Origin of the sequence: Trueperella bernardiae, from assembly GCF_001469025.1 — a bacterium.
GTDB classification, from domain to species: Bacteria; Actinomycetota; Actinomycetes; order Actinomycetales; family Actinomycetaceae; genus Trueperella; species Trueperella bernardiae.
Genome location: NZ_LNIZ01000001.1, coordinates 192,824 through 205,565, shown reverse-complemented (window position 1 = coordinate 205,565; position 12,742 = coordinate 192,824). Strand labels below are relative to the sequence as shown.

11 protein-coding genes are annotated in these 12,742 nt (G+C 67.4%); 6 read left to right on the top strand and 5 right to left on the bottom strand.

The features are described 5' to 3' along the window. The first annotated feature begins 1 nt into the window (after position 1). Complete coding sequence (gene sucB / locus AQZ59_RS00935; protein ID WP_062612285.1) at positions 2–1,699, top strand: 2-oxoglutarate dehydrogenase, E2 component, dihydrolipoamide succinyltransferase; 1,698 nt, start codon at positions 2–4, stop codon at positions 1,697–1,699. Between the two features lie 61 nt (positions 1,700–1,760). Here the strand turns inward: sucB and AQZ59_RS00930 are convergent, their stop codons facing one another. Then, complete coding sequence (locus tag AQZ59_RS00930) at positions 1,761–2,204, bottom strand: hypothetical protein (RefSeq protein WP_062612284.1); 444 nt, start codon at positions 2,202–2,204, stop codon at positions 1,761–1,763. Positions 2,205–2,297: 93 nt separating this feature from the next. On the opposite strand from AQZ59_RS00930, the gene AQZ59_RS00925 reads away from it, so the two are divergent. From AQZ59_RS00925 to glnA, 3 genes are all read left to right on the top strand, one after another. Further along, on the top strand, positions 2,298–3,491 hold the full coding sequence (locus AQZ59_RS00925; protein WP_160326855.1) for an MFS transporter: 1,194 nt from the start codon (positions 2,298–2,300) through the stop codon (positions 3,489–3,491). Between the two features lie 63 nt (positions 3,492–3,554). Beyond that, on the top strand, positions 3,555–4,247 hold the full coding sequence (locus tag AQZ59_RS00920) for a DUF4191 domain-containing protein (RefSeq protein ID WP_062612281.1): 693 nt from the start codon (positions 3,555–3,557) through the stop codon (positions 4,245–4,247). A 97-nt stretch (positions 4,248–4,344) separates the two neighbouring features. Beyond that, positions 4,345–5,763 carry a type I glutamate--ammonia ligase gene (gene glnA / locus AQZ59_RS00915; RefSeq protein WP_062612279.1) on the top strand — a complete coding sequence of 473 codons (1,419 nt, stop codon included), beginning with the start codon at positions 4,345–4,347 and terminating at the stop codon, positions 5,761–5,763. An 18-nt stretch (positions 5,764–5,781) separates the two neighbouring features. On the opposite strand, the gene AQZ59_RS00910 is transcribed toward glnA, so the two are convergent. From AQZ59_RS00910 to AQZ59_RS00895, 4 genes are read right to left on the bottom strand one after another with little or no spacing between them, the layout of a single operon-like run. Continuing rightward, positions 5,782–6,390 carry a histidine phosphatase family protein gene (locus tag AQZ59_RS00910; RefSeq protein ID WP_062612277.1) on the bottom strand — a complete coding sequence of 203 codons (609 nt, stop codon included), beginning with the start codon at positions 6,388–6,390 and terminating at the stop codon, positions 5,782–5,784. Between the two features lie 2 nt (positions 6,391–6,392). Next, positions 6,393–9,392, bottom strand: coding sequence for a bifunctional [glutamine synthetase] adenylyltransferase/[glutamine synthetase]-adenylyl-L-tyrosine phosphorylase (locus tag AQZ59_RS00905; protein WP_062612275.1), 3,000 nt, complete (start codon positions 9,390–9,392; stop codon positions 6,393–6,395). Beyond that, positions 9,392–10,726, bottom strand: coding sequence for a glutamine synthetase family protein (locus AQZ59_RS00900; protein WP_062612273.1), 1,335 nt, complete (start codon positions 10,724–10,726; stop codon positions 9,392–9,394). Before AQZ59_RS00900 ends, AQZ59_RS00905 begins: the two co-directional genes overlap by 1 nt. Next, entirely contained in the window at positions 10,723–10,932 is a 210-nt protein-coding gene (locus AQZ59_RS00895) for a hypothetical protein (protein WP_062612271.1), read from the bottom strand. The genes AQZ59_RS00900 and AQZ59_RS00895 overlap by 4 nt, the downstream gene beginning before the upstream one ends. A gap of 62 nt (positions 10,933–10,994) precedes the next feature. On the opposite strand from AQZ59_RS00895, the gene map reads away from it, so the two are divergent. Both map and ppgK read left to right on the top strand, forming a co-directional pair. After that, a complete protein-coding gene (gene map, locus AQZ59_RS00890; RefSeq protein ID WP_082661061.1) occupies positions 10,995–11,900 on the top strand; it encodes a type I methionyl aminopeptidase in 906 nt (301 codons plus the stop codon). Positions 11,901–11,948: 48 nt separating this feature from the next. Beyond that, positions 11,949–12,722: a polyphosphate--glucose phosphotransferase gene (gene ppgK / locus AQZ59_RS00885; RefSeq protein WP_062612268.1), complete on the top strand. Its 774-nt coding sequence runs from the start codon at positions 11,949–11,951 to the stop codon at positions 12,720–12,722. Positions 12,723–12,742 lie beyond the last annotated feature (20 nt).

Genomic DNA, 12,742 nt, shown 5'->3' with positions numbered 1-12,742 from the left:
CATGTCTGAACCCATTAAGATGCCCGCACTGGGCGAATCCATCGATGAGGGAACGGTCACGACGTGGCTGAAGAACGTTGGCGACACGGTCGAGGCCGACGAGCCCATCGTCGAGGTCTCCACCGACAAGGTTGACACCGAGGTTCCGGCCCCGGCAGCCGGCGTCCTCGAGTCGATCGAGGTCGGAGAAGATGAGACGGTCTCGGTTGGCACCGTGCTCGGCTACATCGGCGACGGCTCCGGCGCCGCTGCTCCGGCCGAGACCCCGGCTAAGGAGCCCGCTGCAGAGCCCGAGGCTCCGGCCCCGGCTCCCGAGGAGCCTGCTGCCCCGGCGGCGTCGGACTCGGGCGTTGAGGTGAAGATGCCCGCGCTCGGCGAATCCGTTGACGAGGGCACCGTCACCACCTGGCTTAAGCAGGTAGGCGACGAGGTGGAGGAAGACGAGCCGATCGTCGAGGTCTCCACCGACAAGGTCGACACCGAAGTCCCGGCCCCGGCGTCGGGCATCCTCACGCAGATCAAGGTCTCCGAAGATGAGACGGTCTCGGTTGGCACCGTGCTCGCCGTCATCGGTGGCGAGGCCCCGGCTGCCCCGGCGCCGGCTGCCCCGAAGGAAGAGCCGAAGGCCGAGCCCGCTCCGGCTCCGGCTCCCAAGGCTGAGCCCGCACCTGCGCCTGCTCCGGCCCAGCCTAAGCCCACTGAGCCCAAGCCCGCCCCTGCGGCTCCGGCACCGGCCGATGGCAAATCGGCCTACGTGACCCCAATCGTGCGCAAGCTCGCCAAGGACCTCGGCGTGGACCTGGCCACGGTCTCCGGCACGGGCGTGGGCGGTCGCATCCGCCGCCAGGATGTCGAGGCCGCCGCTGAGGCCGCCAAGGTCGCGCAGGCCGCTCCGGCACCCGCAGCTCCGGCCGCTCCGGCTGCCCCGGCTGCCCCGGCGGGCGGGATCAAGACTCAGATCGCGCAGAAGGCGAAAGAGGCCGCAACCCTGCGTGGCACCCGCCAGAAGATGACGGGCGTGCGCAAGGCGATCGCCAAGCACATGATCGACTCGCTGGCCACCTCGGCCCAGCTGACCACGGTCATGGAGGTCGATGTCACGCGGATCGTCAAGCTTCGCGCCCAGGCGAAGGCCACCTTCCAGGCGCGCGAGGGCGTGAACCTCACCTACCTGCCGTTCTTCGTGCAGGCGGCCACGGAGGCGCTCAAGGCCCACCCGATCATCAACTCCTCGGTGGAGGACAACGAGATCGTCTACCACGACGTGGAGCACGTGGGCATCGCTGTTGACACCGAGCGCGGCCTGTTCGTCCCCGTGATCAAGAAAGCTGGCGACCTCAACATCGCCGGCATCGCCAAGCAGATCGCAGACCTGGCCGCCCGCACGCGCGACGGCAAGATCAAGGCCGACGAGCTGGCGGGTTCCACCTTCACGATCACGAATACCGGCTCCGCTGGCGCCGCGTTCGACACGCCGATCATCAACCAGCCCAACGTGGCCATCATGGGCACAGGCGCGATCTTCAAGGCGCCGGGCGTGGTCAAGGATCAGGACGGCAACGAGGTCATCGCGATTCGCTCGAAGTGCTTCCTGTCCATCTCCTACGATCACCGCATCATCGACGGCGCTGCCGCCTCGCGCTTCCTGCGTGATGTGAAGTTCCGCCTCGAAGAGGGTGACTTCCCCGAGGTCCTCTAAGTCCTCAGCAAGGGGCCCGGCGCGAGCCGGGCCCCTTTTCTTCCCCTGAACCCACGAGCTTTTAGCCCGATTCCATCAGGCACGGCCGCACCCGGTAGATCTTGGCGTTCCGAATGGCCCACCGCCGGCAGATGCGCTGGCTTTCGTTGGCCGAGTCCGACCCTTCGATGTGTGCCCCGCTTTGGTAGGAGATCACTTCGAGGACGGGACCGTCCGAGGCGCGCATGTTCACCGAAATCACCTCGGTCACCACGGCCTCCACTCGCACGCCGTTGTCTTCCATCCAGGCCTTGAGCTGTTCGTCTTCGGCCCTGGCGGGCGAGCCGTCGACTGTCAGGGCCCACAGCACCTCCCAGTTCTCGCCGACGATCGCGGCGTTTCGCGCGTCGACCATCGCTTGGGCGTACGCCTTCCAGTCCGTCGGATCCGGAGATAGCCCCACCCCGAATCCGACCACGACCGCGAACGCGATCAGCCATATCCTCCACCGCGGCTCGTTCTTCATGCCTCAAGCAGACCACAACCGTCGCCACCCATGATGGCCTTTTCCACAGGCGGTGATGGGCCACCTCGGCACCGCGCTGTCTACAATGGCCGGGTGAGTACGAATTCTTTTGGTGGTTATCGCGATCTTCCCTCGCTGGTGGGCGGGCCCCACTTGGTGGTGTCGTTTTTTGGCCGCCTTCCCACCTCCATGATCATCATCGGCGTGTTGACCCTCATCGTGGCCGAGACCGGCTCGGTGGAGGTCGCCGCCTACTGCTCGGCGTCCCTTGCGATCGCGAACGGGTTGGGCAACATCATCATCGGCCGCCTCACGGACCATTTCGGGCAGCGCAACCCGCTCTTGGTGTTCGCCCCGCTTAACATCGTGGCCCTGTTGTTGCTCGTCTGGTTCGCGCCCCGCGAGCCGGCCACCGCGGCACTTATGGCGATGTCGGCCTTCATCGGGATCACCACCTCCCCCATCGGCCCACTCTCGCGCGTGCGCTGGTACCCGATCGCAAGCCCGGCCCAGCTGCCCGCCGCGATGTCGTGGGAGACGGTCAACGATGAGCTGATCTTCGTGCTCGGCCCCGCCGCCGTGGGCATCCTCGCGGCCGCTGTCTCCCCCAGCCTTCCGCTGCTCGTAGCCGCCGGCCTTGTGCTCACCTGCGTTTTCCCGTTCGCGCTCTCGCGTCACGCCCGCGGCCCGGCCGTGTTCGACGACGACGAACCGCGCCCCTCCTTCCTCGCGGTCATGAACCGGGTCCGCACACCGCTTGCCGCCATGTTCTTCATGGGCATGTTTTTCGGCGCAATGCAGACCACGGTGACGGCCTTTGCCGAGACGCGCGGCCTGTCGGGCCTGGGTGGCCTCATCTACGCGGCCCTTGGCCTTTCGGCGGCGGTCACAGCCCTCATGGCGGTGGCGCTGCCCGAGCGCCTGAGTTACAACCGCCGCATCCTCCTGGCCGGAAGCGGGCTTCTGCTCGGCGCCGCGGCCTGCATGATTGCCACCGGCGGCGTCGCCCTGTCCCTCCTACTGCTCGTGGCCGGAGTCTTCATAGGCCCGCTCGGCGTGTCCATCTTTACCCTGGCCGGCAAGTGGGCCCCGCGCGGCGGCGACGGCGTGGCCAATACCGCCATCGTCTCCGCCAACGTCCTCGGCGTGGCGAGTGCCTCGGCGATCGTGGGGCGCTTCGTGGATTCCAACGTCGCCGTGGGATTCCTCGCCGCAGCAGTGTGTGCCGGTTTGATTACGCTCGTCTCGGCCACCCTGGGGCGCAAGGACGAACGGGCGCTTGGCTGAGGCATCTTTGAGCACGGCCGTGCAATCTACTAAACTCTTGATGAAACCGAACAAGGAAGTGCGATGACCAAGAAGAACAAGCCCAAGAAGAAGCGCTGGTGGAGTTACGTCGCCGATGCGTACCGGGTGGCGAAGAAGACGTACCCGTGGACTGCCTGGGCGTTGCTCGCCGGCTTCGTGGTCGGCGTCGTTCTTGGCCTGCTGGGCGGACTTGCCACCAGGTTCTGGTGGGTGTGGGTCCCGCTCTCAATCTTCATGGGCGTGGTCCTCGCACTGTTGGTGCTGACGCAACTGGTGCGCCGTGCGTCGTACGCGCAGATTGACGGCATGCCCGGTGCCTCCGCCGCGGTGCTTGGCCAGATCAAGCGAGGCTGGGTGATCGAGCAGGAGCCGGTGCGTTTTAACGCCCGCACGCAGGACATGCTGTTCCGTGCGATTGGCCGCCCCGGCATCGTCCTCATCTCCGAGGGCCCGGCCGACCGGGTGGATCGCCTCATCCAGGATGAGAAGAAGGCAATCAAGCGCGTGGCCCCCTCGGTGCCCGTTGAGGTGATCAAGGTGGGCAATGGCGCTGGCCAGGTGCCGATTGCGAAGCTGGAGCGCCACCTGAAGAAGCTGCCGAAGAAGATCTCCCACCAGGAGGTCGCGGCGGTCACGGCCCGCATGAAGGCGATCCAGACCAACGCACTGCCGATCCCGAAGGGGATTGACCCGTTCAACGCCCGCCCGGACAGGCGAGCGATGCGCGGACGCTAAGCAAAGGGGCGCGGCCACGATGTGGCACCGCACCTTTTGTCTTGCCCTCACCCCGTACAATGGCGGTCGGATCCGTCTTTTCCGTTAGGAGTACCACGTGTTTTCAAGTGTTGATGAGGCCAAGGATTACCTTGCCAAGGAGGGGGTCGAGTTCGTCGACATCCGTTTCTGCGACCTTCCCGGAGTGATGCAGCACTTCGCCATCCCCATCGGCACCTTTGACGACGACGCCCTGCGCGATGGCCTCATGTTCGACGGCTCCTCCATCCGCGGCTTTACCGAGATCCACGAGTCGGATATGAAGCTCATCCCGGATCTTGGTACGGCCTACATTGATCCGTTCCGCGCGCGTAAGACGCTGGTGATGAACTTCTTCGTGGTCGACCCGTTCACGGGCGAGCCCTACTCGCGCGACCCGCGCACGATCGCCCGCCGTGCCGAGGACTACCTGCGCGCCTCCGGAATCGCCGACACGGTCTATTTTGGCGCCGAACCCGAGTTCTATGTTTTCGACGACGTCCGATTCGACGACTCGCCCAACAAGGCGGGCTACCACCTCGACGCCCGTGGCGCGTGGTGGAACACTGGCACAGAAGAGCGGCCAAACCTGGGCTACAAGACCCGGATCAAGGGCGGCTACTTCCCCGTCTCCCCCAACGATCAGGAGGCGGACCTGCGCGATGAGATGACGCGCCTGTGCCAGGAGGTGGGTTTGAGGATCGAGCGCGAGCACCACGAGTGCGGGACCGGCCAGCAGGAGATCAACTACAGGTTCGACACGCTGCTCGCCGCCGCGGATGACCTCATGAAGTTCAAGTACGTCATCAAGAACGCCGCCTTTGCCGCGGGCAAGACGGCGACCTTCATGCCCAAGCCTCTCTTCGGAGACGCGGGTTCGGGCATGCACTGCCACCAGTCGCTGTGGAAGGACGGCGTGCCGCTCTTCCATGACGAGCGCGGGTATGGTGGCCTGTCAGACCTGGCGCGCTGGTACATTGGCGGCCTGCTCGCCCACGCGCCGTCCCTGCTCGCCTTCACCAACCCCTCGATCAATTCCTTCCACCGGCTGGTACCGGGATTCGAGGCCCCGGTCAACCTCGTCTACTCGGCGCGCAATCGTTCGGCGTGTACGCGCATCCCGGTCACGGGCACGTCTGCGAAGGCCAAGCGCATCGAGTACCGCACCCCGGACGGCTCGTCGAACCCGTACCTGGCGTTCGCCGCCCAGCTCATGGCGGGCTTGGACGGTATCCGCAACCGGATCGAGCCCCCGGCGCCGATCGACAAGGACCTCTACGAGCTGCCGCCCGAGGAGCACGCGGAAATCGAACAGCTGCCCCAGTCGCTCCAGGACGCGTTGCGCGCCTTGGAAGAGGACCACGACTACCTTACCGAGGGCGGCGTGTTCGACGAGGACATCATCGACACCTGGATCCGCTACAAGCGGGAAAAGGAGATCGAGCCGCTGCGCCAGCGCCCGCACCCCTACGAGTTCGCGCTCTACTACGACTTCTAGGAGCTAGTGCCCTGGCTCCTAGAAGGTCATGTGCATCCAGGAGTTGAGGGTGTAGCCCTCGTCGAGGCTGCCGGTGAGGCGGGCGATGCCCGTGTTGGTCAGCGGCACGAAGGCGTTGCGGTCGCGCTGGGCGTTGCGCGCGCGGGCGCCCACCCAGTAGGCAATGACTCCCCCGTGGGCGAAGGCGACTGCGCGTTCGTGCCCGGCGGCTTCGATGACCCGGACGGCGTCGTCGACCCGCTCGAGGACGCTACGCCCGGTCACGGCCGTGTCCTCGCCCATGGGCAGGTCGAGTTCGCCGTTGATCCAGCGAAAGATCGTGCTCGTGTAGCCGTCGTAGTCGTCCTCGGTGTCGCCGCCCTCATACGATCCGGCACCGATCTCGCGCAGGCCGTCGTGGACCTGGATGTCGAGCCCCAAGCGGGTGGCGAGCGGGGTAGCGGTTTGTTGCGTGCGCGTGAGGTTCGAGGCCCAAATCGCGCCTGGTTCGAGGGCGGCGAGCGTGGCGACGACGTCGTTGGCCTGGGTCCAACCCGCCTCGGTGAGCGCAGCGCCGGGTATGACCGTGTCGATCGTGTGCTTGGCGTTCATGTAGGTCTGGCCGTGACGGACAAGAATGAGTTCCACAGTTACTCCTCGTAGACGATGCGTTCCACAACAGCTCGGGCCCGACGCGCGGCGCGCAGGTAGTCTTCCTCGATGGCGTGCAGCTCCCCCTCGCGCCCGAGCAGAGCGGCAGTGAGGGCCAGTTCGCGTGCCCCGTGCGGGAGCAGGTCCAGCTTGGCGCCACGCGTGCGCCCGGAGGCGAGCACGTTTGCGTCCCTCAGCGCCGAGGCAAACGACCAGGCCTCGATCAGCTTACCAGCGCCATCGGCGCTGATGAGGCCACTTTCGCTGGCCGCGTCAAGGGCGGAGAGCGTGCCGGTAGTGCGCAGCGCCGGGATGCGGCCCGCATGGCGCAGCTGGAGGATCTGGGCGGCCCACTCGACGTTGGCGAGCCCGCCCGGGCCGAGTTTCAAGTGCCGGGTCTTGTCCACGCCGCGCGGGATGCGCTCGGACTCCACGCGCGCCTTCATTCGCCGAATGTCACGCACCTCGGCGTCCGCCAACCCTGAGCTAGGGTAGCGCAGCGGGTTGATGAGTGAAATGAAGCGCGCCCCGACGCCGTCGCCGGCCACGAACCGCGCCCGCAGCAGGGCCTGGCGCTCCCAGGTCTGCACCCACTGATCGTAGTAGGCGCGGTAGGAGTCGAGCGAGCGGGCGAGCGGGCCATTCTTGCCCTCGGGGCGCAGATCGGCGTCGGCGGGGAAGCCCGGCTCGGGCGCGGGTGTGGAGAGCAGGGCGATGAGGTGGCGGGCCACTTCGTTCGCCGCCGCGCTCGCCTCCTGCTCGGCAAGCTCGGGGCCGTGGTCGAAGACGAACAGGAGGTCGGCGTCCGAGATGTAGCCCAGCTCCCCGCCTCCGAAGCGGCCCATGGCGATGACGGCGAACTGGAGCGAGTCGGGCGCGCTGGCCGCGATTCGCGCCCCACGCAGCGAGGCCTCCACCGCCACCTGGCCCGCGTCCGTGATCGCTTGGCGCGAGTCCGTGCCAAGGCGCAGCGTGTCAGCCATCGCGGTGCGCAAGAGTTCACGACGCCGGAGCGCCCGGCCCGCGATCGCGATCTCACGCGGGTCGGTGCGCCGGTTAAGCACGGAATCGAGTTGGGCGGTGAGCTCGGCCGGCCCGAGCGGGGCGAGCTCGTCGGCCTCCAGCCAGGCGATGGCCTCGGCCTGCGAGGGGAGCTCGTTGGCCACGTAGCGCGAGGTGGACAGTAGCCGTGCGAGGCGTTCGCCCACCACCTTCGAGTCGCGCAGGAGGCGCATGTACCAGGGGGTCGAGCCCAGCTTTTCTGACACGTCGCGGAAGGCGGCGAGCCCTCGGTCGGGTTCGGGGCCCTGCGTGAACCACTCGAGCATGACGGGCATGATGTGCCGGGCGATCGCGGCCGTGCGGTTGAAGCCGGAGGTGAGGGCGAGCGCGTTGGCGTAGGCCGAGCGCGGGTCACCGTAGCCGATCGCGGCCAGCCGCGCCTGGGCGGCCTCGGGCTCGAGGGCAGCGTTGTCGGCGGAAAGCTTGGCGGTGGCCGGCAGCATGGGCCGGTAGTAGATCTCCAGGTGCAGGGCCCGCACCTCTTTGCGCACGCGCGCCCACATCTCCCCCAGTTCCTCGGCGGTGTCGAGGCCGGGGATGCGGAGGGATCGGGCGATCCGGCGCAGGTCGGCGTCGGCGGTGGGTAGCACGTGCGAGCGGCGGATCCGGTGGAGCTGGACCCGGTGCTCGAGGGCACGCAGGAGCCGGTAGTCGGCGTCCATGGTGGCGGCGGCGGTGCGGCCGATGTAGCCAGCGTCCCGCAGGGCGGCGAGGGCCTCGAGGGTGGAGCGCTGGCGGACGGACGGGTCGGTGCGGCCGTGGACGAGTTGGAGGAGCTGGACGGTGAACTCGATATCGCGCAGGCCCCCGCGCCCCAGCTTGATCTGCCGCTCGGCGTCCTTCGCGGGAACCAGGCTCTCCACTCGGCGGCGCATCGCGCGCGTCTCCTCCACGAAGCCGTCCCGGCCCGCGGCGTTCCACACGAGTGGGGTGAGGGCTGCGACGTAGCGCTCCCCGAGCTCCCGGTCGCCGGCCACGGGCCGGGCCTTGAGCAGGGCCTGGAACTCCCAGTTTTCGGCCCACTTTTCGTAGTAGGCCACGTGAGAATCGAGGGTGCGCACGAGCGGGCCTGCCTTGCCCTCCGGGCGCAGTGCCGTGTCGATCTGCAAGATCGCGGGCGTGCGGCCCGGGGCGGCCACGGCGTGGGAGATGTATTCGGCGAGCTTGGTGGCGGCCGGGAGGTCGGCCTCGTCGTCGCCGGAACGGGAGCCTGCCACGTAAATCACGTCGACGTCGGAGATGTAGTTGACCTCGCGCCCGCCCGTCTTGCCCATGGCGATAATGGCCAGGGCGACGTCGTCCGCCTCGGGTCCGTAGACCGCGCGGCCCACGGCCAGTGCTGCCTCGAGCGCTCCACCCACGACGTCCGACAGCGCGCGGGCCACCGCCTCCACGTGATCGGGGGCCGGGCCGGCCGTGAGGTCGAGCGCCGCGATCTGGGTGAGTCGATACCAGTAGTGCAGGCGCAGCGCCTCGATCGCGCCGGCCTCCCCAAGCTCGGCCAGGTCGGCGCGCGGGGGTTCACCCGGCCCGGGAGAAAACGAGCGCACGGCCGCGAGCGCGGAGGCCCTCTCCCCTTCGAGCGTCGTGTAGAGCCCGGCTTCGGCGATCTTGGCGTCGGAGAGGATGTGGACGTTAGTGGGGTGGGAGATGAGGTGCTCGGTGAGGGTGGTGGACATGCCGAGGATGGCGAACAGGCGCGCGGGCGCCGCCTGGCAGGCGTCGGTCAGCGCGCGCCGAGCCTCGGGCCCGGCCTCTTGCGCGGCTTCGGTGAGGCGCAGATAGCCGAGGAGGGCCTGGTTGGGATCGGCGGTACCGGCGGCGTGGGCGAGCAACCAGTCGGCGTCCGTACCCGCGAGCGCGGGGCTTTCCAGCAGGCGCGCGGCGCGGTCGGGCGGGGAGAAGCCCGCCCTGCGAAGCTTAGCCGCCTCCCACATCAGTTCGACGTCATGAACGCACGCCGCTCAAACGGCGTGACCTGGTGGCGGTAGGCTTCCCACTCGTGGCGCTTGTTGCGCAGGAAGTAGGCGAACGCGTCTTCCCCGAGCGTGTCGGCCACGAGCTCGGACTCGCGCATCTCCTTCAGGGCATCCGATAACGACGCCGGCAGGGCGCGTAGCCCCATGGCGCGCCTTTCGAGGTCGGTCAGTTCGGAAACGTCCACATCGAGGTCCTCGGGCAGCTCGTAGTCGCCCTCGATGCCGGCCAGGCCCGCGTTGAGGATGACGGCGAAGGCGAGGTAGGGGTTCGCGGCCGAGTCGAGGGCGCGGTATTCGACGCGGGCCGATTCGGGGTCGCCCTGGTCGAGTGCCGGGATGCGCACGAGCGACGTGTGGGAGTTGCCCCAGGAGACGTAGTTTGGTGCCTCGTACCCGGCCCACAGCCGCTTGTAGGAGTTGACGTGCTGGTTGGTGATCGCGGTGATCTGTGGGGCGTGGCGGAGCAGGCCGGCCACGAATTTGCGCCCGGTGGGCGAAAGGTGGAAGGTGGCGAGCGGGTCGTAGAAAGCGTTCTTGTTGCCCTCGAAAAGGGAGAAGTGGGTGTGCATGGCCGAGCCGGCCGCGTCGATGAGCGGTTTGGGCATGAAGGAGGCCATCACGCCCTGGGAGATCGCCACCTGTTCCACTACCACGCGCAGGGTCATGATCTGGTCGGCCATGGTGAGGGCGTCACTGCGGCGCAGGTCGATCTCGTTTTGGCCCGGGCCGATCTCGTGGTGGGAGAACTCCACCGTGATCCCCATGTCCTCCAAGGTCTTGACGGCACGCGATCGGAAGGACTGCGCGATCGACCGCGTGACGTGGTCAAAGTAGGACCCGTTGTCGATGGGGACGGGGGCGGCGTGCTCGTCCGTCGTCGGGTGGAAAAGGTAGAATTCGCACTCGGGCTGGGCGTAGAACGAAAAGCCCATGTTCGCGGCGCGCTCGAGGGCACGCTCGAGCACCGCGCGTGGGTCGGAACGGGCCGGTTCGCCGTCGGGAGTGTAGATCGAGCAGAACATGCGCGCCGAGGGCGAATCGTCCTCGCCCCAGGACAGGAGCTGGAAGGTGGACGGGTCTGGGCGCATCACCATGTCGGACTCGTGCCCGCGTGTGAGGCCCTGGACCGCCGAGCCGTCGAAGGAGATGCCGCCCTCGAACGCGGCCTCGAGCTCGGCGGGCGCGATCGCCACGGATTTGAGCGTGCCTGTGATGTCGGTAAACCACAGGCGAATGAAGCGCACGTCGTGGTCGTCAACCTCGCGCAAGACGTATTCGGATTGGGGATTCACCAGTTTTCCTTCCACTCGCGCTCAGCCGCGTCATAGTCATCCTCCGGCTCGGGGGCGTCCGCCTCCGCGTTGCGCTGCTCGGAGAGGAGGAGCGCGCTCTCCGCCTCCAGCCGCGTGGCGTAGGGGCCCATGCGCTCGGCAGCCGGGAACGACGGCGCCTCCGATTCGGCTACCTCGCCCGTTGCTACGTTAAACCAAAAAGCCATGCGTGCTCCCTCCCCCGGCGGCGGGATTTGAGCCCGCCTCACATAGGACTAAGCTTAATATTATGCAAGCAGATCGCGCTCCCCTAGGAACCCTCACGCCCGGCACCCTGTCGCCCATGCGGCACGTGCCCGAGTACATTGAGCGGCCCGAATACATGTTCCACGACGGCCCCGAAGTGGTCACCGCCCCCGAGATCAAGTCTGCCGAGACCATCGAGAAGATCCGCGCCGCCGGCACGATCGCCGCCGACGCCCTCTACCTCGCCGGCGCCGCCATCAAGCCCGGGATCACCACTGACGAGCTGGACGCCATCGCCCACGACTACATGGTCTCCCAGGGCGCCTACCCCTCCTGCCTGGGCTACATGGGCTTCCCCAAGTCAATCTGCACCTCGATCAACGAGGTCATCTGCCACGGCATCCCCGATTCACGCCCGCTCGAGGAGGGCGACATCATCAACCTCGATGTCACCGCCTACAAGGACGGCGTGCACGGGGATACGAACGCCATGTTCTACGTGGGCGAGGTGGACGAAGAATCGCGCCTCCTGTGCGAGCGCACCTACACCTCGATGATGCGCGGCATCAAGGCCGTCAAGCCCGGGCGGGAGATCAACGTGATCGGCCGCGTGATTGAGTCCTACGCCAAGCGCTTCGACTACGGCGTGGTGGAGGACTTCACCGGGCACGGCGTGGGCGAGGCCTTCCACTCCGGCCTCATCGTCCCCCACTACGACGCCGCCCCGCGCCACAACGAGGTGATCGAGCCGGGCATGGTTTTCACCATCGAACCCATGCTCACCCTTGGCCAGATCGACTGGTTCCAGTGGGACGACGACTGGACCGTCCTCACCAAGGACCGCGGGCGCAGCGCCCAGTTCGAGCACACGATCGTGGTGACCGAGACCGGCGCCGAGATCCTCACCCTGCCCTCCATGGGGCAAACCACCCCGGCGATCCCCGCCTAAGTCCCCGGCGCCGACGACGACGGGCGCCCCTACCTTCGGAGGAAAGAGATGAAGAAGAAGTTTCGCAAGGTCGCCATCGGAGTCGACGTGGGCGGATCGGGCATCAAGGGCGCGCCGGTTGACCTCAAGACCGGCCAGTTCATGGATAAGCGCGTGCGCATCCCCACGCCCGAAAACGCCGAGCCGGCCGAGATCGCCGCGATCATCGGCGAGATCGTGGCAAAGTTCAACCTGCCGGGCGAGGTCCCGGTGGGCCTGTCCTTCCCCGCGCCGATCGTGCGCGGGCAGATCCCCTTCATCGCCAACCTGTCGAAGAAGTGGGCGGGCACCTTCCCGGCCCGCCTCATTGCGGAGAATATCCAGCGCCCGGTGGCCGTGATGAACGACGCCGACGCTGCCGGTTACGCCGAGGTCCACTTTGGCGCCGCCCGGGGCAATAAGGGCACGGTCATCATGCTCACCCTCGGCACCGGCATTGGCTCGGCGCTCGTGTCCCAGGGCACTCTGGTGCCCAACACCGAGTTCGGCCACCTTCTCCTGCCCAACGGCATGGAGGCCGAGCACTTCGCCTCCTCCGCGGTCTACGAGCGTGAGGGGCTGAGCTTCGAGGAGTGGGGCGCGCGGCTCAACACGGTGTTTGGCCACTACGAGATGCTCTTCTCCCCCGACCTTTTCATTGTGGGCGGCGGCATCTCCAAGAAGCACGCCGAGTTCCTCCACCACATCACCACGAACGCGCCGATCGTCCCCGCCGACCTGCTCAACACGGCCGGCATCGTCGGCGCGGCGCTCTTCGCCAAGCAGGAGCTCGGCGAAGACTAGGCTCGCGGCTGGAAGCCGAA